Annotated in this window: 20 protein-coding genes; 11 read left to right on the top strand and 9 right to left on the bottom strand. The window is 69.2% G+C overall.

The window, feature by feature from the left end; all coding sequences use genetic code 11:
* The first annotated feature begins 22 nt into the window (after positions 1–22).
* The 6 genes from ACQRWP_RS22055 (at position 23) to ACQRWP_RS22030 (ending at position 5,604) form a co-directional block, all read left to right on the top strand.
* Positions 23–439: a CBS domain-containing protein gene (locus tag ACQRWP_RS22055; protein ID WP_430497400.1), complete on the top strand. Its 417-nt coding sequence runs from the start codon at positions 23–25 to the stop codon at positions 437–439.
* A 211-nt stretch (positions 440–650) separates the two neighbouring features.
* On the top strand, positions 651–1,022 hold the full coding sequence (locus ACQRWP_RS22050) for an SCP2 sterol-binding domain-containing protein (protein WP_091405597.1): 372 nt from the start codon (positions 651–653) through the stop codon (positions 1,020–1,022).
* Complete coding sequence (locus tag ACQRWP_RS22045) at positions 1,022–3,082, top strand: amylo-alpha-1,6-glucosidase (RefSeq protein WP_430497397.1); 2,061 nt, start codon at positions 1,022–1,024, stop codon at positions 3,080–3,082. Before ACQRWP_RS22050 ends, ACQRWP_RS22045 begins: the two co-directional genes overlap by 1 nt.
* A gap of 95 nt (positions 3,083–3,177) precedes the next feature.
* On the top strand, positions 3,178–3,930 hold the full coding sequence (locus ACQRWP_RS22040; RefSeq protein WP_430497395.1) for a lysophospholipid acyltransferase family protein: 753 nt from the start codon (positions 3,178–3,180) through the stop codon (positions 3,928–3,930).
* Between the two features lie 80 nt (positions 3,931–4,010).
* Positions 4,011–4,619 carry an isochorismatase family protein gene (locus ACQRWP_RS22035; RefSeq protein WP_430497393.1) on the top strand — a complete coding sequence of 203 codons (609 nt, stop codon included), beginning with the start codon at positions 4,011–4,013 and terminating at the stop codon, positions 4,617–4,619.
* Between the two features lie 4 nt (positions 4,620–4,623).
* Positions 4,624–5,604, top strand: a complete 981-nt coding sequence (locus tag ACQRWP_RS22030; RefSeq protein WP_430497391.1) for a GlxA family transcriptional regulator — start codon at positions 4,624–4,626, stop codon at positions 5,602–5,604.
* Here the strand turns inward: ACQRWP_RS22030 and ACQRWP_RS22025 are convergent.
* From ACQRWP_RS22025 to ACQRWP_RS22005, 5 genes are all read right to left on the bottom strand, one after another.
* Positions 5,486–6,208, bottom strand: a complete 723-nt coding sequence (locus tag ACQRWP_RS22025; protein ID WP_430497389.1) for a hypothetical protein — start codon at positions 6,206–6,208, stop codon at positions 5,486–5,488. The genes ACQRWP_RS22030 and ACQRWP_RS22025 overlap by 119 nt on opposite strands.
* A gap of 72 nt (positions 6,209–6,280) precedes the next feature.
* The gene (locus ACQRWP_RS22020; protein ID WP_238678153.1) at positions 6,281–6,994 is read right to left on the bottom strand and encodes a response regulator transcription factor; all 714 of its coding nucleotides are present in this window, start codon (positions 6,992–6,994) and stop codon (positions 6,281–6,283) included.
* Positions 6,967–8,136 (bottom strand): hypothetical protein, encoded by a 1,170-nt coding sequence (locus ACQRWP_RS22015; protein ID WP_430503257.1) that lies wholly within the window; start codon positions 8,134–8,136, stop codon positions 6,967–6,969. The genes ACQRWP_RS22020 and ACQRWP_RS22015 overlap by 28 nt, the downstream gene beginning before the upstream one ends.
* A 28-nt stretch (positions 8,137–8,164) precedes the next feature.
* Complete coding sequence (locus ACQRWP_RS22010; protein ID WP_430503256.1) at positions 8,165–9,343, bottom strand: sensor histidine kinase; 1,179 nt, start codon at positions 9,341–9,343, stop codon at positions 8,165–8,167.
* A gap of 118 nt (positions 9,344–9,461) precedes the next feature.
* Positions 9,462–9,857: a VOC family protein gene (locus ACQRWP_RS22005; RefSeq protein ID WP_430497387.1), complete on the bottom strand. Its 396-nt coding sequence runs from the start codon at positions 9,855–9,857 to the stop codon at positions 9,462–9,464.
* A gap of 153 nt (positions 9,858–10,010) precedes the next feature.
* Between ACQRWP_RS22005 and ACQRWP_RS22000 the strand changes: the two genes are divergently transcribed.
* The 3 genes from ACQRWP_RS22000 to ACQRWP_RS21990 all read left to right on the top strand — a co-directional run bounded on the left by ACQRWP_RS22000 (position 10,011) and on the right by ACQRWP_RS21990 (position 12,725).
* A complete protein-coding gene (locus ACQRWP_RS22000) occupies positions 10,011–11,009 on the top strand; it encodes a hypothetical protein (RefSeq protein WP_430497385.1) in 999 nt (332 codons plus the stop codon).
* 295 nt (positions 11,010–11,304) lie between these two features.
* Positions 11,305–12,051, top strand: a complete 747-nt coding sequence (locus ACQRWP_RS21995; RefSeq protein WP_430497383.1) for a GAF and ANTAR domain-containing protein — start codon at positions 11,305–11,307, stop codon at positions 12,049–12,051.
* Positions 12,052–12,227: 176 nt separating this feature from the next.
* A complete protein-coding gene (locus tag ACQRWP_RS21990; protein WP_430497381.1) occupies positions 12,228–12,725 on the top strand; it encodes an STAS domain-containing protein in 498 nt (165 codons plus the stop codon).
* Between the two features lie 39 nt (positions 12,726–12,764).
* On the opposite strand, the gene ACQRWP_RS21985 is transcribed toward ACQRWP_RS21990, so the two are convergent.
* The 3 genes from ACQRWP_RS21985 to ACQRWP_RS21975 all read right to left on the bottom strand — a co-directional run bounded on the left by ACQRWP_RS21985 (position 12,765) and on the right by ACQRWP_RS21975 (position 14,828).
* A complete protein-coding gene (locus tag ACQRWP_RS21985; RefSeq protein ID WP_430497380.1) occupies positions 12,765–13,808 on the bottom strand; it encodes a hypothetical protein in 1,044 nt (347 codons plus the stop codon).
* Entirely contained in the window at positions 13,808–14,305 is a 498-nt protein-coding gene (locus ACQRWP_RS21980) for a SigE family RNA polymerase sigma factor (RefSeq protein WP_430497378.1), read from the bottom strand. Before ACQRWP_RS21980 ends, ACQRWP_RS21985 begins: the two co-directional genes overlap by 1 nt.
* 127 nt (positions 14,306–14,432) lie before the next feature.
* Entirely contained in the window at positions 14,433–14,828 is a 396-nt protein-coding gene (locus tag ACQRWP_RS21975) for a VOC family protein (protein WP_430503255.1), read from the bottom strand.
* Between the two features lie 681 nt (positions 14,829–15,509).
* On the opposite strand from ACQRWP_RS21975, the gene ACQRWP_RS21970 reads away from it, so the two are divergent.
* Complete coding sequence (locus ACQRWP_RS21970) at positions 15,510–15,812, top strand: MerR family transcriptional regulator (RefSeq protein WP_430497376.1); 303 nt, start codon at positions 15,510–15,512, stop codon at positions 15,810–15,812.
* A gap of 973 nt (positions 15,813–16,785) precedes the next feature.
* On the opposite strand, the gene ACQRWP_RS21965 is transcribed toward ACQRWP_RS21970, so the two are convergent.
* Positions 16,786–17,742 carry a hypothetical protein gene (locus ACQRWP_RS21965; protein WP_430497375.1) on the bottom strand — a complete coding sequence of 319 codons (957 nt, stop codon included), beginning with the start codon at positions 17,740–17,742 and terminating at the stop codon, positions 16,786–16,788.
* 857 nt (positions 17,743–18,599) lie between these two features.
* Between ACQRWP_RS21965 and ACQRWP_RS21960 the strand changes: the two genes are divergently transcribed.
* On the top strand, positions 18,600–19,136 hold the full coding sequence (locus tag ACQRWP_RS21960) for a hypothetical protein (protein WP_430497374.1): 537 nt from the start codon (positions 18,600–18,602) through the stop codon (positions 19,134–19,136).
* Positions 19,137–19,395 lie beyond the last annotated feature (259 nt).

The raw sequence follows: 19,395 nt of genomic DNA, 5'->3' as shown, positions 1-19,395 counted from the left end.
CCGACACCGAGAGGGGAGCACCATGACAACGGTCGGAGAGTTCATGACGACCCGGTTGGTGACGATGGACGGCAACGACACGCTCATCGCCGCCGCGCAGGAGATGCGTGACAGCGCGATTGGCGATGTGGTGGTGACCGACGGTGACAGTGTGGTTGGCATCGTCACGGACCGGGACATCACGGTCCGAGGTGTCGCGGAGAACATGGACCCGGGCTCGACCCGGTTGAGCCAGATCACCACTCGCGACGTGATCACGGTGAGTCAGTACGACGATGCCGTGGCCGCCGCGGACCTGATGCGGACGTACGCCGTACGCCGACTTCCGGTGATCGACGACGGGCGCCTGATCGGTCTGGTGTCGATGGGTGACCTCGCGGTCGAGCGCGAACCGCAGTCGGTCCTGGCCGACATCAGCGCCGACGAGCCGAACAACTGACCCGTCCGCCGCGGCGCGCGCCGGCTCTCCCCTTCCGGGAGGGCCGGCGCTGTGGCGTCCCCACCGGGGCGGGGCGGCGCTCACCCGAATTGGGCGAGGTTGACCGGGGGAGCGGCGGGGACCCGTGCGGGGACGTGCAACGCCGGCCGTCCGTGCGACGCGAGCGCGGTGGGTGGGATCCCCGGCCCGGCAACTGGGAGGAGTGGACCCGATGGTGGACGCGACCACGAGGTTCTTCGAGGACCTGGACCGGCGGGGGTACGAGCCCCTGCTGGCCAAGACCTCCGGGACGCTGCGGATCGACCTGCACGAGGGGGCGCAGACCCGGCACTGGCTGCTGAGGATCGACCACGGCCGGCTGAACGTAAGTCAGGAGGACCAGGAGGCCGACACTGTGATCGGCGCGAGCCCGGTCCTCTTCGACGACATCGCCTCGGGGCGCGAGCACGGCCTGGCCGCGCTGTTGCGGGGGGACATGACGGTGTCGGGCGACGCTCGTCTCGTCGTACAGGTGGAGCGGATCTTCCCGGGTTCCCCGGACGCCCGTGGGCCGCGTCGGCGATTCGCCGGGGAGGTGCACTGATGGGGCAGAGCAACACGATCCGAATCCTGGACGGCAACACGTTCGTCGTCTGCGAGGACACCGGTGACATCGAAGCGACGCCGAGCGAGCCCACCGGGCTCTTCTCCATCGACACCCGGTTCCTGTCGACCTGGGTGCTGACCGTCAACGGTGAGCGACTCAACTCGCTCTCCTACGACGACCTCCAGTACTTCGAGTCGCGATTCTTCCTGGTCCCGGGGATGGCCACGCACTACGTGGACGCGAAGCTGTCGATCATCCGGGAGCGCACGGTGGGCGGCAGCTTCTGTGAGCAGCTGACCATCCTCAACCACGACGAGAAGCCGGTCGACCTGGAAGTCCGGATGGACGCGGCGTCGGACTTCGCCGACCTGTTCCAGGTCAAGGACGAGATCCTGAACAAGAAGGGCGAGATCTACACCGAGGTGGAGTCGGACCGGCTGCGGCTGGGCTACCGGCGGGGGAACTTCCGGCGGGAGACGGTCATCTCGTCGTCGATGTCGGCCCGGTACGACAGCAAGGGCTTCGCGTACACCGTCCACCTGGAGCCCAACGAGCAGTGGGATGCCTCGATCGACGTCCAGACCCACGCGGTCGGGCCCGGCGGCCGGGACCTGCGGTTCGGGCTGCGCAAACACGGGACCGAGCGGCTCGCTCTCCAGCACGACCTGGAGAAGTGGATCGCCGACGCGCCCAAGGTCAACAGTGAGCACGGCCGGGTGGCCAGCACATACCGGCGCAGTCTGATCGATCTGGCGGCGCTGCGCTTCTCGCCGCTGTCGCTGGGCGGCGCCACCCTCCCTGCCGCCGGTCTGCCCTGGTTCATGACCATGTTCGGCCGGGACAGCATCCTCACCTGCCTGCAGACGCTGCCGTTCACCCCGCAGCTGTCGAAGACGACGCTGCGCATCCTGGCGTCCCTTCAGGGCAGCCGGTTCGACGACTTCCGGGACGAGGACCCGGGGCGCATCCTGCACGAGATGCGCTACGGCGAAACCGCGGCCTTCGAGGAGCAGCCACACTCGCCCTACTACGGCTCGGTCGACGCGACGCCGCTGTTCATCGTGCTGCTCGACGAGTACGAGCGGTGGAGCGGGGACGTCGCGCTGGTCAAGGAGTTGGAGCAGGAGTCGCGGGCGGCGCTGAGGTGGATCGACAACTACGCCGATCTGGTCGGCACCGGCTACATCTGGTACGAGCGACGCAACACCGACACCGGCCTGGAGAACCAGTGCTGGAAGGACTCCTGGGACTCGATCTCCTACTCCGACGGCACGCTCCCGCCGTTCCCACGGGCCACCTGCGAGGTGCAGGGGTACGCGTACGACGCGAAGGTCCGCGCGGCTCGGTTGGCGCGCGAGTTCTGGGGTGACCCGGAGTTCGCCGACCAGTTGGAGCGGGAATCGGCAGAGCTGAAGGAGCGGTTCAACCGGGACTGGTGGGTGGCCGACGGCGAGTACTTCGCCCTGGCCCTGGACCCGGACGGCCGGCAGTGCGACATCCTCAGCTCCAACATCGGCCACCTGCTGTGGAGCGGGATCGTCGAACCCGAGCGGGCGGAGAAGCTCGCCGCGCACCTGGTCGGGCCGCGGCTCTTCTCCGGCTGGGGAGTGCGCACCCTCGCTGAGGGGGAGGCCCGGTACAACCCCATCGGCTACCACAACGGCACGATCTGGCCGTTTGACAACTCGTTCATCGCCTGGGGTCTGCGCCGCTACGGCTTCGCCGAGGAGGCCGCGACCATCGCCAACGGCATCCTGGACGCGGCCACGTACTTCGACGGCCGGTTGCCGGAGGCCTTCGGCGGCTACCCGCGGGAGCTGACCAAGTTCCCGGTGGAGTACCCGACGGCGTGCAGTCCGCAGGCCTGGTCGACCGGTACGCCGCTGTTGCTGCTGCGCACCATGCTCGGTCTGGAGCCGCACGAGGGTCACCTGGCGGTCGAGCCACGGCTGCCGGTGGGGATGGGTCGCATCGAGGTGCTGGACATCCCCGGTCGTTGGGGTCGGGTGGACGCGTTCGCCCGGGGTCGACTGGACCTGAACAACCTCGCCGACTGACCGACTGGTCCGCCGAACCGGCGGTGGCGCGCCACCCGCGTCGCCGCCGGTTCTCCACCCAGCCGATCCCCAGCCGGTCAGGGTAGATTCTGCGAATGCCGGAGCTCGTGTACCCGCCCGTTATCGCCGCCGCCAAGACGCTGTTCCGGGTCCTCGACCTGAAGATCACCATCGAGGGCGCCCACCACGTACCCCGCACGGGCGGGGCGGTGCTGGCCAGCAACCACGTCAGCTACCTCGACTTCATCTTCGCCGGTCTGGGCGCGAACGCGTCGGGCCGGCTGGTCCGCTTCATGGCGAAGGATTCGGTCTTCACGCACAAGATCTCCGGCCCGCTGATGCGCGGCATGCGGCACATTCCGGTGGACCGGCAGGCCGGCGCGGCCTCGTTCCGCGCCGCCGTGGGCGCGCTCAAGCAGGGCGAGGTCGTCGGCGTCTTCCCCGAGGCGACGATCAGCCGGTCGTTCACCGTCAAGGAGCTCAAGAGCGGCACGGTCCGGATGGCCCGCTCGGCGAAGGTGCCGGTGCTGCCTGTCGCGTTGTGGGGCACCCAGCGCCTCTGGACCAAGGGCCGCCCGCGCACCCTGACCCGTCGGCACACGCCGATCACCATCCTGATCGGCGAGCCGATCAACCCGGCGGACTTCCCGGACCCGAACGTGCTGGCCGCCGAGCTGACCACCCGGCTCAGCGCCCTCGTCGACCGGGCGCAGCGGGACTATCCGGACACCCCGGCCGGCCCGGACGACACCTGGTGGCAGCCCGCGCACCTGGGTGGCAGCGCGCCCTCACCGGAGGAGGCCGCCGCTCTGGACGCCGCCGCCGAACACCGCGCCCCCACCGCCTGACGCCGAGTTGGCCGGATCGTTCCGCACCCGGGCAGAATGGTGTCTGCCGGCGCGGACGCCGTCCGAGCAGGATCGACGTCATGAGCAGAGCAGCACTCGTCGTGATCGACGTGCAAGAGTCCTTCCGTCAGCGCCCGATCTGGGCGTACGGCTCCAACCCCGACATGATCCGCCAGGTCGACCGGCTGGTGGCTGCCGCCCGGCAGCGCGGCGACCTGGTGGTCTGGGTCCTGCACTCGGAGCCCGGCACGGGCGGGTTGTTCGACCCCGCCCTAGGGCACGTCCGGCTGATCGACGGGCTGGTCCCCGCCGAGGGTGAGCCGACGCTGGTCAAGACCGCGCACAACGCGTTCACCACGACGAACCTCCAGCAACTGCTCACCCAGGCTGGCATCACCGACATCACCGCCTGCGGCATCCGCACGGAGCAGTGCGTGGAGACCACCACCCGGGTCGGCGCGGACCTCGGCTACCGGATGACCTTCGTCACCGACGCCACGCTGACCTTCCCCATCCCACACCGGGACCTGCCGGAGACCGCCACGGTCGCGGAGATCCTCGCCGACCCGCGCACCCTGACGAACGAGGAGATCGTGACCCGCACCGAGTACGCGCTGGCTGGCCGCTTCGCGACCATCCGCACCGTGGACGAGGTCACCGGCGCGACCCTCGCCGGCAACCGGGGCTGACGGCGTGACCCGGGTCGTCTTCCTGCTGGTCCCACAGCTGCACCTGCTGGACCTCGCCGGGCCGGCCCAGGTCTTCTCCAGCGTCGCCGACCTCGGGTACGACTATCAGCTGCACTACGTCGCCGAGCGCGAGCAGGTGCCCACCGTGCAGGGCGTACCCCTGGTCGCCGACACCCGGTGGCCCGAGCTGGCCCCGGACGACCTGGTGATCGTGCCCGGTTGGCGGCCGGCGGCGCACGGGCCGCAGGGGCCGGTGTCGCCCGGCGACCTGCGGCGGCTCGCCGAACACCACGCGGCCGGCGGCACGGTGGCCAGCGTCTGCGCCGGGGCGTACGCGCTCGGGCGGGCCGGGCTGCTCGACGGCCGACGCTGCACCACCCACCACGAGGTGCAGGACGACCTGGCCCGCCGGCACCCGGCGGCCCAGGTCGTCCGGGACGTGCTGTACGTGGTGGACGACCGGGTGGTCACCTCGGCAGGCATCGCCAGTGGCATCGACGTGGCGCTGCACCTGGTGGCGACCCGGCACGGCCCGGCGACGGCCGCGAAGATCGCCCGCACACTGGTCGTCTACGCCCGCCGCAACGGGCACGAGCCGCAGGCCAGCGCGCTGATGCGGCACCGCTCACACCTGTCCGACTCGGTGCACCGGGTGCAGGATCTGATCGACAGCCGGTACGCCGAGCCCCTGCCCCTGGCCGAGCTGGCCGCCGCCGGCGGCGTGGCCGAACGAACCCTGACCCGGCTGTTCCGGGCGAGCACCGGCCTCACCCCGCTCGGCTACCAGCAGCTGCTCCGGGTGGAACGGGCCGAGCACCTGATCGGGCACGGCACCACAGTGGAAGCCGCCGCGCGGGCGGTCGGCTTCACCGATGCCCGGATGCTGCGCCGCCTGCGAGCCCGCCCCACGAGGTCGGATCCGGTCTTGAGCGGTAGTAGTCGTCCCGGGAGTGGAACTCCACCGGCAACGAGCCGGGCAGCGTGATCCGGCTGCCGCCGGCGAGCAGAGCGGGGCCGGCCCGCAGCAGCAGCACGTCACGCTCCTGGGCCGAGAGGTCGACCAGTTGTGGACGGTTGAGCCGGAACATGGCCACCGCCCGGCGGACCTGCCGGGCCAGCGCCACGACCTCGGCGGCGGCTCCGCTGAGGGCCAACGCCGGCTGCTGAATGGTGCGCAGCGCGTCGCAGACGATCAGCAGCTGCGCCTGGGCACCCGGCTCGGTCGCCGGCAGTTCCAACCGGGACGGCCACTGCCAGCGGATCTGACCGCTCATCAAGCCGTTCAGTCGAGCGGGTGGTCGGGCCCGGTGCGTGCCGTCGGCGACCAGCGACAGCTGCGAGCCACTGCCCACCCAGCAGATCCGCTGGTCGGTGACTGTCACCGCGACCGGCTCGGGCAGCTGCCAACGGCGGCGCACCTCGCTCGGCCCGAGCAGGTAGCCCGCGACCAGTAGCGGGTATCGCCCGAGCACCCGCTCACCGGGCCTCGGTCGCAGGTTGTAGCGGCGGTCCAGGGTCGGGCCCACGTCGTCGTCGGGAGCGTCGAACCGGTGGGGACCGATGAAGAAGGGGGACGCGTCGGAGTGCATCGTCACGACCTTCCGGTCAGCTGGCTGTGTACTGAAGCCTGGCGGACCGGAGGACTCCTGTCATGACGCCTGTTAGGGGGTCGGCCGGTCGTGCGTCGCCTGTGACCGGTAGATGCCGATCTCCTCCGGGCGGACGAGACCGTCCTCGATCGCACGGGCGAGCAGTGCTGCCTTTGTGGCGGCTGGTCGCCCCGCCCGGGTGTACTTGATCCGCGCCCGGTCGACGTACTGCTTCACGGTGTGCTCGCTGATCTGCATCCGCCGAGCAACCGACGCCTTGGACATCGACTGGAACCAGAGCAGCAGCGCCTCACGCTCCTTGTCGGACAGCATCGGCCGGTCCGGCCGCGGGTCGCCGACCATCGCACCGGCCAGCGCCGGTGGCACGTACGGACGGTCGCTCGCGGCGGCCAGCACCGTCTCCACGCAGTGTTCCCGGCCCTCGTGCTTGGCCAGGAACGCGACCGCCCCGGCGTCCAACGCGGCGAGCATCGTCTGCGGGTCGGTGTGCTCCGAATAGACCACCACCCGCCGGCCGGCGGCGCTCAGCTCGGCCAACTTGTCCAACGCCATCCGCCCGTGCAGGCGCAGGTCGAGCAGGACGACGTCGGCGTCCGGCGCCGCCCGCAGCACGGCGTCCGGGTCGTCGCCGGTGGCGAGCACCGTCAGGCGCGGCTCGGTGGCGAGCCAGGCGCGGACCCCCTCGACCACCACCGGGTGGTCGTCGACGATCGCCACCCCGACCGGCCGATCGCCAGTCACCGCCGCCACCGGGTCTGCGCCCATCTGATGTTCCCGTCCCGTTCGTAGAGGTACTGCACCGGCCCGTCGTCGTGCTCCCCGGGGGGTGGGCCGGTCGACTCCGGCCCCTCCCGGTCCGGCGTGACCAGGCTGACCACCACCTCGTCCGCGCCGGATACCACGGTCAGACGCGCCCATCCCCGGGCATCGGCGAGGGTGCCGGTGAGTGGGTCGGCCAGTCGGCGGCGGACCTCCACCGGCAGCGGCGGCGGGGTGCCGATGGTGACCAGGTCGATCGGTAGGCCGTTGCGTTCCGCCAGGTCGGCGGCGGCTCGCAACTCGTGCAACAGCGGGTCGGGCACATCGTCGGACTCGGCGATCAGCCGGCGCAGCCGGGCGGCGGCCAGCATGCACCGACGCTGCACCTCCGGGTCGTCCGGGTCGGCCTGGCCGGCGGCCAGATCCCCGAGGACCCGACCGGCCGCCGAGCTGACCAGAGCGAGGCGGTCCCGGCGTTCCCGAAGGCCCCGCTCGGCGGCATCCCGCTCGGCGGCCATCGCGTGACCGGCGGCCGAGACGGCGGCCCGTTCCCGAGCCAGGCCGACGATGACCGTGCTGCCCACGAAGACCGCCACCGGCAGCGAGAACGTGCCGTAGACGTACATCACGTAGCGGACCACGTCGGCCGGGTCGGGGCCGTGCCCGAGCACGGCGACCAGGGCGATCAACGCGTGCGTGCTGAGGAGCGCGATCAGCCCCACGACGCGCCGACCCCACACCGCCAGCACGAAGAACCAGCCGAGCGTGCCCCACACCCAGTTGGCGGCGGTGAACAACTGCCGCTCGCCGGCCGCGGCGAAGACGGCCGCGTCGACGACCAGCAGCAGCCCGGCCAGCGGCCACGGCGGCAGCGGCGAACCTTGCAGCAGTCGTACCCCGGCCACCGCGCCGATCACGGCGACCAGGATCCAGGCGCCGAGCACCACCGCTGGCGCGGCGAACTCCGCGCGGGCGGACAGCACCGCCGGCAGCGCGATCGCGACGTGCCAGGCCAACGCGATGGCGACGGCGGCGATCCGGGCACCCCGGTCGGACGCGTGCGCCACGGCGGCCGGCGCGGCGAGCGCCGCGGGGGAGCCCGGCTCGCGGGGCGTCGGAACGCGGGTCCGGTGCGGTGCCTCCGGCACGTCGGTGGGGTGCGCCGGGGCGTTCAGGTCAGCCGACACCGGGCCACTCCAGTCGAATCCGGGTGCCTGCTCCGACGGCCGAGTGCACGACGGCCCGCCCACCGACCGTCGCCATCCGGCCGCGGATCGACTCGCGCAGTCCGTACCGGTGCGGGGGGACGGTGGCCAGGTCGAAGCCGGGGCCGTCGTCGGCGACCTCGACCACGACGCCGATCGCGTCGCGGCTCAGCCGCAGCGTGGCCCCGGCGCCCGGTGCGTGGCGGACCACGTTGGACAGCGCCGCGTAGGCGCTCTCGCTGATCGCGTCGGCCACCCCGACGGGGACGGTGCAGGACGCCAGATCCAGTCGTACCGCAAGCTCGGGCAGCCGGCCGACCACCAACCGCAACCGCCCGTCGAGCGGCACCGGACCGTCGCCGGCCACCGGGCCGATGTCGGTGAGCGAGACGAGGGTACGCAGGTCGGCCGCGCACCGGTCCCGGAAGACAGCCGAGGGTCCGGCCACCGCGCCCAGCCCCACCATGGTCAGCGTCCCGAGCACTGTGTCGTGCAGGTCGCGATTCTGTTGGCGTTCGGCCTCGCGGGCGGCGCGCGCGACCAACGCCTCCCGGGTCAGCCGCTGGTGTTCGACGAAGGCGCGGTCCGCCCGGCCGATGCGTCGGCGCATGACCGCCGCCATCATCGCCGTGCAGAGGGTCTGCGCCAGCAGCGTGGCCGCGTGCGCCCTGGCTTCGATGGGATTGCCGGCGGCCTGCGCCCCGGTCACGTAGGTGGCGATCACGAGTAGCCCGGCCGGGATCGACCAGCGTGCCGAGGTGGTGGCCTGTGCGTTGATCACCGTGGTGCTGGCCAGCACGGCGATCCAACTGCCCTCGCCAGGCAGCACCTCGGGCGCCACCAGCACCGGGATGAGGAGGCAGGCCAGCGCGGTGACCGCCACGTCACCGGCGACGAGGGCGGGGCCGATGCCGTGGCGCAACGCGCGGTGCGCGTACCAGAGGGACCAGCCGGTCAGCACGGCCACCGCGGGCAGCAACACCGCCTGCTCCACCGGCGGGGTCTGCACCGACACGGCCACCGCCGCGCCGAACAGCCCGCAGCTCAGCCGCAGCAGCGCTGGCAACGTGGTGAAGATGAGGCCCAGGGCCCCACCGGCCGGATTGTCCAACGTGGGCGGCGGCACGGTTGGGGTGGCAACGGCCGGCATCGGGAAGTGTCCTTCCGACAACGACCCGGTCCGGGTCCACGCGGCGTAGATCGACATCGGACAATAGCATGGCGGACGGTGACGGGCCGACCCTTTGTTGCGGAGTGTCGCTAATGTGTCACTCTGTGCTGCGGGGCTGAAGGAGGTCCCAGCGGTTGCCGTAGATATCGACGAATACCGCTACCGAACCGTACGCCTCGTGCCGCGGTTCCTCCAGAAAACGCACCCCGGCCCCCACCATCCGGGCATGGTCCCGGGCGAAATCCTCCGTGTACAGGAACAGCCCGACCCGACCGCCGGTCTGGTCGCCGATCCGAGCCTTCTGCTCGGCGCTGCTCGGCCGGGCCAGCAGCAGGGCCGTCTCGCGGGCCCCCGCCGGGCGTACCACCACCCAGCGCGAACCGTCCGGTCGGGCGGTGTCCTCCACCAGCTCGAAACCGAGGTCGCCGACGTAGAAGTCGATCGCCTCGTCGTACTCCCTGACCAGCAGCGCGACAAGTCCCAGATGTGCCATTCGGCCATTCTGCCGGCGGGCACCCGGACCCAGCCGGCGACGTCCCCACCGGTCACCCTCGTCACGCCGCCGGTCGGATGGCTGCGACCGGCCGGCCGGAACCAGACGTGTCTGCCGTCCGTCTCATCCTCGGGTGGAAGGGTGGTGAGCCGGATGCGCTCGTCCCGGACGGTACTGGCGGTGGCACTGCTCGGCATGGCGCTGGGTGGCTGCGGTGGCACGGTGATCGGGCCGGGCGGGGCCGACGAGCCCGCTCCGGCCCAGATCGTCGATGGGTGGACCTCCTGTGCCAAGGCGGCACCCCGGGCCGGCGAGATGATCACGGTGCCGAACACGGAGACGCCGCCGGCGGCCGTGAAAGAGCCGGCGATCGGTCGCATCGACCCCGCGTTCACAGCGGTCGCGGCCGTGATCTGCGGGCGCGAGATTCGGCCGGGCCCCAACGGCGGCCAGGAGCAGATCGCCACCGAGCAACGCGCCGAGCAGATCGCACCGCTGCTCACCGCGCTGCGCCTACCCAGCGAGCAGACCGGCGGGGAGGTCGCCTGCACCCTCGAGATGGTCATCCCGCCGTGGTTGGCCCTGGTGGACGACCGGGGGCGCTGGCTGCGGCCACACATCCCGACGGACTCCTGTGGCAAGCCTCGCACCGAGGTGATCGCCGCGTTGGCCGGTCCGCAGTGGACCACGGTGGACACCCGCACCATCCGGCAGATCGAATCCGCGGCGGCCGAGGCCGCCGGATGCGCGCAACAGTGGACGGACCTGGTGTGGGTGGAGACCCGCAACGGTAGCCCCGGGCCGGCCGGGCCGGGGCTACCGCCGGCCGCCGGGCCGCTGCGCCTCTGCGTCTACCAGGTGCCCGCGTCGCTTCAGGACGGCGAGAAACCGGCGGGCGACTTCGTGTACGGCGGGCCGCTGCCACCCGAGCGCCAGGCGGGCGTGTTCCGTGCGCTGTCCAACCGCCGGGCGGTGGCCGACTGTGCCACCCCGGCGACCCGTTTCGCCGTGCTGCGCCCGCTCGATGGTGCTGGCCCCGACCGGTACGTGGAACTCGACGGCTGCCGCCGGTTCCTGGTCGCGCCAGCGACCGGCGCCGCGCAGCTCGGCCAGGGCGACGACGCGCTGGTCGCCCTGCTGGGGCCCGTCTGAGCCGGCTCGCCGGATCCACGACACACGGCCTGTCAGGGCGGGGACCGCCGACCGGGGGGCAAACGAGTGCGCCCGAGCCGATCCGGCTGCGCCTTCCGGGACGTTCGACTCGGCGTCGTATAGTTGGCGCCGCAGCCGACGCTTGGGCGTCGGTCAGTCAGCGTCCAGCAGCGGGCGCCCGGGCTCCGTTGGCGAGTCCGTGCGGCGCCCCGTGCTCGCGGTGCGCCATCACCACGCGCGCTGCCGTCGCCTTCCTGCAACCGGTACGCGCCCCGGGCACGAGGACCTTGAAGTCATGGCACAGCAGCCCATTGATCCCAATGTGGCGATCTCCGAACTCGGCCAGATCAAGCTCGGCGAGACCGATCTGTCTGGGGTGTTGACCCAGGTCTCCGAACTGGCGCGGCGCACGATCCCCGGCGCCGAGGAGGTGTCGGTGACGTTGATCAAGCGGGAGGGTGCGCACACCGCCGCGTTCAGCGGTGAGATGGCACTGCGACTCGACGAACTGCAGTACGAGCATGGCGAGGGACCGTGTCTGGAGGCGGCCAGAGACGCCGCTGTCGTGTCCGTCCCCGACATGTCCGACGAGGCCCGCTGGCCGCAGTGGGCGGCCCAGGCCGTACAGGGCGGAGCGCACAGCTCACTGTCGATCGGGTTCCCGATCCAGGAGTCCGTGCTCGGTGCGCTGAACATCTACGGGGCCCAGGCGGGTGCCTTCGACGAGGACGCGGTCACCCTCGCACAGACATTCGCGGGGTACGCCGCCGTCGCCCTCGCCAACGCCCACCTCTACGACGCCACCGCCACCCTGGCCGCGCAGATGCAGTTGGCCATGCAGAGCCGGGCCGTCATCGAGCAGGCCAAGGGCATCATCATGGGCGAACGCCGCTGCACCCCCGACGAGGCGTTCGCGGTCCTCGCGAAGGTGTCCCAGGACTCCAACCGCAAACTGCGGGAGGTTGCTGCCGCCCTGGTGGAAAGGGCCACCCGACCGCCGAGTCTCAAGCGTGATCGCGGTGGGTTGGGCAGCCTGCCGTAGGGGTTCGGCAGCGAGCTGCTGTGCCGCGGGAAGAGGCGGCCTGCCAGCGCAGCGCAGCGGGTCCGGCCAGAAGCGGACGCGCCGACTGGCGGCCGACTGTGCGGCCCATTATCGTCGAGGTTGGTCAAGCCATGCGCCAATCCTGTTACGGATTTCCACAGGAGGCGTGTGTTCCTATGACCGAACGTTCCTGGTTCTTTCAGACCCACTTCGACACCTACCCGACGGCAGTCAGCCTCGGGCAGGTCACGCCAGCGGCGCTCGCCGTCGGCCAGCGGGATGGTCGTCTCGACGTCGACTCCTCAGGCCCGTCGTTCCAGGTGACTCGCTACACCGAGCTCACGAACCTGTCCGCGACCATCTCGGCCGACCGGATGGTTGTCGCCCCGATGGGGTACGTCGACATGGACACCGCGCCACGCCTGGCCACGGCCCTGATGGACGCGATCGACAGCCATCCCGAAGTGTGTTGCGACCTGACCGGCGTCGGCTTCTTCAGCGCAGCGGGTGTGCGCGTACTCCTGCTGGCGCGGGACCGGGCGGACCGGGTCGGTTCCCGCTTCTCGGTCCGCGGCGCCGGGGGAATCACCCAGCGGGTGCTGCGGATCACCGGGGTGGAGCCCCTGCTCCTGGGCCCCGAACAAGACACCGGGCCAGCCGCGCGGCTCGGCTGATCCCCAGCTCATGACCAACGATTCCGCAATGCGGTGGCGTCACCAGGTGTCTGGGCGGTCGAGATCGCGGGCCGGCTGGTACCCGCCGAGGATCGCCAAGCCCTCGGCCTCGGTGTAGCCGTTCCCCCAACCCTTGCGGAACGCCTCGACGACGCACGGCTCGACGGCCATCTCCAGCACGTCGCTGCCTTGCCGACGAGCCCGGTACGGGCCAGCGACGAGATCCCCGGGCCGGGCGTCGTCGCCGGCCGGGGCGGGTTGCGCCCGAACAGTCAGCCAACGGCCGGAGGCGTCACCGACCACCAGAGCGCCCTCGACGAAAGAGTCCCGCGCCGACCGGCCGAGCGTGACCGAGCACTCCAGCAGCCGTCCGTCGGGCGGCAGCGACTCCAGGCGGAACGGCACGATGCACCGGTGGGCACCGTCGAACCGGACCCGGCTCGCCGTGCCGGCCGCCTCGTCGCGGGTGGTCGCGTACATGTCCACCTGGGCCCAGAGCCCGTCGGCGGGTTGCCAGCGGACGAACCACAGCTTCCGGTCGCCGGACGGATCGAACCAGGCGACCCCCGAGCGGTCGCCGACCCGCACCTCGGTCCGTCCCTGCGGTCGCCCCTGCGAGGACAACGTCTGCTGAAGCCCATCCAGCAACACTTCGGTGCGCGCCAACACGAAACGGGCCTGACCGCTCGGGCCCCGGAACTCGACGCTCTCGATGCCGCGCCCGGTGCGCCACGACGCGAAATCGGCATCGCTGACCAGAGCGTGGGTCGAGAAGTGCACCGTCGCGGGATCGGCACCGACCTCCTCGGGGCGTACGGTCCCATCGCTCTGCGCCTCCGGCAGCATCAGTGCCGCGGCCGGCATGATCGGGCCATCGGTGCTCCGAACGCCCGGGATCGCCAGCACCACCGAGGTGAGAGCGACACACGCTGCTGCCACGCCGCCGGTGATCAGCCCCCGCCGCCGCAGTCGCAACCGCCGGCCCCGATGCCGGGCCTGCTCCACGATCGGCGTCGGGTCGACGTCGCCGCCCGCCCGATGCCTCAGCGTGGCGGCGAGCTGCTCATCGAGGTCACTGAACATCAGAGGTCTCCTGCCCGTGCGGGGGTTGCCGCAACCTGTCGTTGACGCAGCGCCGCCAGGGCACGCCTCGCGTGTGTGCGTACCGTCCCGGTCGAACAGGCGAGGATCTCCGCGATCGACGTGTCGTCCAGATCCTCGTAGTAGCGCAGCACGATCACGGTGCGCTGACGTGCCGGCAGATCACAGACCAACCGCCACAATGCGTCGCGCTCGGCGACCCCGGCGGCCTCATCCACCTCGCCCGCCCGATCGAGCACCGCGGCAACGGAGATCTCCTGGCTGCTGCGCCGACGCCACCACGAGTTGTGGGTGTTGACGAGCATGCGCCGGACGTAGGCGTCCGGCCGATCCGTCCGCGAGATGCGCCCCCACCGGGCGTACGCCCGGGCCAGGACCTCCTGAACCAGGTCCTCGGCTCGGTGCTCGTCACCGGTCAGCAGCCGGGCGAGCCGCACCAGCGCCGAAGTGCGAGCGAACGCGTACTCCTCGAACGTCACGCCCTATTAACGCCGCAGGCCGGCCAACTCGTAGACACCTGCCGGGCACTTCTTACCGGCAGGCCCGGATCGACCTCGTTGCGTGCCTACCTGTCGCTGACGTGGCCGTCCCGCCGCGGCACGGTCATCACCCGTCCACGCTCTCGAGTTGTTGGACGATCTGGATCGGGTTGCCGTCCGGGTCGGCCGTCCAGGCGATCAGCAGGCGATCGAGCCACCGGTGCGGTGCGGCCAGTGCGGGCGCGCCGTTCGCCGTGAGTTCGGCGTACGCGGCGGCCGTGTCGTCGGTCCAGAGGATCACCGCGGCCCGCTGGCCTTGGGATACGGGGTCGAGCCCGTGATCGTCGCGGGTGGAGGCCACCGAGGCGACGCCGATCTGGTAGCCGTCGAGCACGAGATCGATGTGGATCGGCTCGCCCTCGGCCGGCACCCGGAAGGTCTCGGTGAAGCCGAGACCGGCGTAGAACTCGGCGGCGCGGGAGACATCCTCGCTGAAGAGAATCACCTGAGGAGTGCGGAACATCGACACGGCCCGACGCTATCAGCGCGGTGCTGGTGTTGAGCGCCAGGAGATCTCCGCGCACACCCAGCCACGACGGTCTTGGCTGCGCAGGCGGGCTATCCCCGTCCTCGGAGAAAATCTATGTGCGAAGCGCTAGACATTCGCGCCGGTGCCGGCTAACGTTCCTGGTGTCGAAAACAGAGCAAACAAAGACGCTGACGTTGCCGCCCCGCACGAGGGCGAAGGAGTGGGGCCAGGGATCTTGCAAGCCCTGCTCAGCTCGGCGGCAGACATTTGCCGTAGTGAGGTAGTGGTGTGACAGCGGGTGGAGCCGACGCTTGTTCAGGGCTTCACCCGAGGTAAGGAGAGTTCGTCGTACGTGTTGGGGCCATGAAGTCGCGTGGGGCTCGGACACCGACGGACAGCACGGAGTACGGCACAGGAAATCAGAGGCAAGGGAGGGCATTACACCGTTGGATCGCCCGCTGCCAGTCGCACTCGTGGGCTGGGCGCGGACACCGCAGTTTCCCTCGAACGAGAGGTGGTCTCCGGTCACGCTTATGCGATCCTCGCACCCGAAGCCGTCCCTGACGGCTGGTGCGGACAAGACAAGCCGACGTTCTGTCGGTAGATGGTGTTCCTGACCCACAACCCTTGGGCCCCGGTGCTTTCGAGCACCGGGGCCCTCGTGATGGAGGTTCCATGGCTCAACCCGACGACATGCTCGACGATGAGGACTACCCCGCCTACACGATGGGCCGCGCCGCCGAGATCCTCGGCTGCTCACAGGACTTTCTACGCCGGCTCGGCGATGCGAAATTGATCGACCCGCAGCGCTCCAACGGAGGGCACCGCCGCTACTCCCGCTACCAACTGCGCCTTGCCGCGAGAGCTCGGGAGATGTGCGACCAGGGCACCGACATGGCCTCGGCCTGCCGGATCATCATTCTTGAGGACCAACTCGAAGAGGCCCTTCGGCGCAATGAGCGCCACCAGCAGGGCTGAGCACACGCTCCCGCGCGGGCCTGCCCGCAAGGTGAAGCCGAGCGCCATACGGTCCCTCCCGTCAGGGCAGGGGCCGTCTGTCGTCTGGGGAAGGTCTCGGGCGTCCGGAGGGGCGGGCCTGGCGGCAGCGCTCGATTGTGGTCCCGTGCCTGCCGGCTTCTGGATGACCAACTTCTGAGCGGAAGCTGCAAGTCAGCGGTGGCGCGCCCGGCAGGATTCGAACCTGCGGCCTTGGGATTAGAAGTGGTGTTCACGTAGCGATCTCTGGTTTCAGAGTCTGCCCTAGCTGCTAAAACCCGCTCCACAGACTCTCTGGCTTCCGTGGTTGGCTGTTTTTCGCACCACGGATAGCTCCACAACTCTTTTGGTCCGACGGGTTTGGCAGGTCTTGGTGCCGTGACTCTGAGTGGTTAAAGGTTCTAAACGGGGCTTCGGCGCCGTCGGAGTGGCTCAGAGTTTTGTACGTCTTCAAGGCGGCCCTGAACGGGCCGCACGCGCCGCCGCTTGGGCGCGCGCCGGCCGCTATCGCACACGGCCGCCAAGCCGACGCCCGGCGGCTGGCGGCTGGCGCGGAAGCGTGAAGCCCAAGGGGCCGCCCCTAGCGACAGGGGCGTTGACCGTGGTGTGGTGGGCCGGCAGCCGGCCGGGCCGCGCGGCCACGAGCCCGCGCGGCGCAGGTGAGCGCACGCCGGCCGCGTCGGCGAACTGGCGGCGATGGTGGGGTTGCGGCCATTGCGCCTCCGGCGGGGGCGCTCCGGCTCCAGGATGGGAGGGGATCCGTCGGCGGGTGCCGGGCCGTAGGTGGTTGCGCGGGCCATCCCGTCTGCCATCGACCCGGGCAGCCGAGCGGGCCGCCGCCCGAACCGCCAGCGTCCGACCGTGGGTCAAGGCCGTCTTGACGTGGCGGTCCGGGCGGCGGCCCGCTCCCCAGGAGGGCGGGTCGATGGCAGACGGGATGGATGGCTTGCAATACTTACTGTTTGCGGCTAACAAAGTGTTCCTCACGATAGGCCTTATAAAGCCCAAGCCAAGCTTCAAAATATTCTTCCTTCTCAGGCTTCCCGTGATTGGCTAGGAGCCATTCCGGGTCGAACAAGTGCATATTTTCGCGTATTTTCTGTAGAGCGTTGTTGTGGATACTGATAACCCGTGCGTCAAGGTATTCGCTTAAGTGGGGGAAGCTCACGACATCAAAAAGATAAGACCCTTGAAGGTCGCCTGCTTTGAATGTCCGAGTTAGCGACCCCCAACTGCAGGCACTAACTTCCGGCTCCTCCGCCTTAATGTTGACAGAAAATATAGGCCCGCTAGTCACCAAGACGAGGTGAAAGAAGCCGAAATCTGCGGATATCTCCGTAGGGTCGGGCTCTGAGAAGCCGTCAGCAAGGTGCTTTGCGGCTTTCGCAAGCGGATAAACAATGCTATCGAAAATAGATGAGTTATCCGCCCGCCAGCTGCTTCCTTGGCGGTTCATGCGCACGAGTTGCCGGCCAACCAGGTCAGATTTGGTCAGCTGCCCAGGAAGCGACCCGAAATTTAGCTCCCACTGAGATTCAGAGACAAGACCTCCGAAATTGAGTCCCAGTGGATCGAAGCCACTCACAACCTGGACACTGCCACGTGAATCGAAGTGCTCCAAATCCTCGCCGACGATGATAAACGGCTGATCTGTATTCTTGCACTCGCAAATCACCTGGGTATCGAGGTAGATCGAAAGCAGGTCCCTTCGGGCAAAAGAGCTCAGGCTGGCCCAGACATCCATCTCTCTTGACTTTCCAGAATCACCGTCGGGAAAGGGGCGATTTAAGTCGGTCTCAAATCCTTTGCTTCTCAGCACTTGCGCAACGCGATGCTCCAGGATGAACCCTGTCTGATCGAGCGCTTTGATGATTTGGTCAGGCGAGGGGAGGTTCGGCGCGGGCATAGTCATTTGGCCTCTTCATCCAGCACTGGGTCGACTTCAGTCAGGCTAGGTGACTTGCGCGAGGAGCGGAACTCTCACACGGACTGGGGTTTTCTACGCCGAGCACGACCTCTACCGGCCTGAGTGACTAGCTGGGTGACGATCACGCCGTACACGTCTCGGTCAGTCCGCTGGCTGGACAACCCACACGAAGATCATCGGGCACAGATCCGGCACAGCCAACAGCGAGAACGCGTGTGAGACGTCGAGAGTTGCCGAGGGAAGCAGTCCAGGCCAGCGCACCGGTACGTCCGTCTTGGCCGGCTCCTCCGTGACGTCTCGGGTTAGGGGTTCAAGCCCGCTCCACGACCTGGCGCTCGGGCTGGAGTGGCTGCTCTACTGATGCGGTGCGCACTCATCTTGTTCTCCGCGTCGCCTTGCTGGTGTCGGGTGTGATGGTGACGGGGGCCGGACTCGTGGTCGCCTTGGGATACGTCGAGCAGCTAGGGCCCTTCAACGCGGCGATATTGGGTGCGATGGGCGGGGGGATGATCGTCGTGGGCCTCCGCCGTTGGAGGAAGCACCGCTCCTCGGGCTCGGGGCACACACGGGGCACAAGACAGCGTGCAACGTCGGCAACCAGCCACCAATGACGTGAGCCCAAGACGGAACGTGACCAGCATGCCGGCCAGCCTGCCGCAGGTCACGCGAGGGCGGGTCTAAGTTCCGCTTCAACGTCTGCCCCTCGGGCCGGCGACAACAAAGTGGAAATCGGGGCGCTTGCTCTGGCAAATGGCAGCGAGGGCCGTTGTGTCGACTATCTGACTAAAGAGTCGCTCTGCCGTCAGCAGCCGCGAGCGTAGGCCGTGCAGAAGGGAGGCCTTGTGGCCGCGCTTGGGATGTCAGCTGAATCGATGGAGCGCCTAATACTGGCTGCTGAGGAAGCGGCGCGGGAAGGAGATATACCGCGCCTGGAGGCCATGCAGCGCATAATTGCCATGGCGGCAGACAGTTTGCGAGCGCAGCAAGCCGTCGAGCAGCAAATGCAAAGGTCAACCGACGTTTCATCGCTGCAAAGCCAAGCACTTGCGCATCGTTCGAGGCTGGAGTTTATGCGATTCGGCGTGGCGATCCTCCTAATCGTTGCTCTGTTTTCCGTGATCTTTGCAGGAGTAGCGGAGGGAATTGCAGGCGACAGTGTGGCCCAGTTTGCGGCTCCAGTTAGTGGACTAGCGGGTATTGCCATCGGTTGGCTCTTTAGTGGTCGCGATCAAGGATCCTCGATAGTGGATACGCTTCCTGCCCTTGAACAGCAGGTAGCCGAAACGCCCCAAGCGCAACCGAGCATATACATCGGCGGAAGCAACTTCGGAGGGCGCGTAGGCGATGAAAGAGACACCCGAACTGAGGAAATCCGTTAACCGTCGGACGGGCTCGGGATTGAAGTCTTAGAGGGAGCGGCGGAGGATGGTGAGGCCGCAGGTTGCGCCTCACCCTGCAGTCCTCAGAGAAGTCCGCGCTACAGAGCATGCTCAACACCTGCGCCTCCTGACCAGCGTGTGCCACCCGGTCGGCCGTCACGCCGACGACTCAGGCCGGCCGGGTCACACGCCAATGAAGCTGGAACGTCGGGGGGTGGTGGGGTTCGGCCGTGCCCGTTGCGTGCCCGATCTCGCGGTC

The organism is Micromonospora trifolii (assembly GCF_050516465.1).
Taxonomy (GTDB): Bacteria; Actinomycetota; Actinomycetes; order Mycobacteriales; family Micromonosporaceae; genus Micromonospora; species Micromonospora trifolii.
The sequence above is the reverse complement of the archived record's forward strand: the minus strand, read 5'-3'. Positions and strand labels throughout refer to the sequence as shown.

Bases quoted from the DNA above. Each gene is read 5' to 3' on its own strand.
- ACQRWP_RS22055 (WP_430497400.1), top strand. From the start codon at position 23: ATGACAACGGTCGGAGAGTTCATGACGACCCGGTTGGTGACGATGGAC.
- ACQRWP_RS22050 (WP_091405597.1), top strand. From the start codon at position 651: ATGGTGGACGCGACCACGAGGTTCTTCGAGGACCTGGACCGGCGGGGG.
- ACQRWP_RS22045 (WP_430497397.1), top strand. From the start codon at position 1,022: ATGGGGCAGAGCAACACGATCCGAATCCTGGACGGCAACACGTTCGTC.
- ACQRWP_RS22040 (WP_430497395.1), top strand. From the start codon at position 3,178: ATGCCGGAGCTCGTGTACCCGCCCGTTATCGCCGCCGCCAAGACGCTG.
- ACQRWP_RS22035 (WP_430497393.1), top strand. From the start codon at position 4,011: ATGAGCAGAGCAGCACTCGTCGTGATCGACGTGCAAGAGTCCTTCCGT.
- ACQRWP_RS22025 (WP_430497389.1), bottom strand. From the start codon at position 6,208: ATGCACTCCGACGCGTCCCCCTTCTTCATCGGTCCCCACCGGTTCGAC.
- ACQRWP_RS22020 (WP_238678153.1), bottom strand. From the start codon at position 6,994: ATGGGCGCAGACCCGGTGGCGGCGGTGACTGGCGATCGGCCGGTCGGG.
- ACQRWP_RS22010 (WP_430503256.1), bottom strand. From the start codon at position 9,343: ATGCCGGCCGTTGCCACCCCAACCGTGCCGCCGCCCACGTTGGACAAT.
- ACQRWP_RS22005 (WP_430497387.1), bottom strand. From the start codon at position 9,857: ATGGCACATCTGGGACTTGTCGCGCTGCTGGTCAGGGAGTACGACGAG.
- ACQRWP_RS22000 (WP_430497385.1), top strand. From the start codon at position 10,011: ATGCGCTCGTCCCGGACGGTACTGGCGGTGGCACTGCTCGGCATGGCG.
- ACQRWP_RS21995 (WP_430497383.1), top strand. From the start codon at position 11,305: ATGGCACAGCAGCCCATTGATCCCAATGTGGCGATCTCCGAACTCGGC.
- ACQRWP_RS21990 (WP_430497381.1), top strand. From the start codon at position 12,228: ATGACCGAACGTTCCTGGTTCTTTCAGACCCACTTCGACACCTACCCG.
- ACQRWP_RS21985 (WP_430497380.1), bottom strand. From the start codon at position 13,808: ATGTTCAGTGACCTCGATGAGCAGCTCGCCGCCACGCTGAGGCATCGG.
- ACQRWP_RS21975 (WP_430503255.1), bottom strand. From the start codon at position 14,828: ATGTTCCGCACTCCTCAGGTGATTCTCTTCAGCGAGGATGTCTCCCGC.
- ACQRWP_RS21970 (WP_430497376.1), top strand. From the start codon at position 15,510: ATGGCTCAACCCGACGACATGCTCGACGATGAGGACTACCCCGCCTAC.
- ACQRWP_RS21965 (WP_430497375.1), bottom strand. From the start codon at position 17,742: ATGACTATGCCCGCGCCGAACCTCCCCTCGCCTGACCAAATCATCAAA.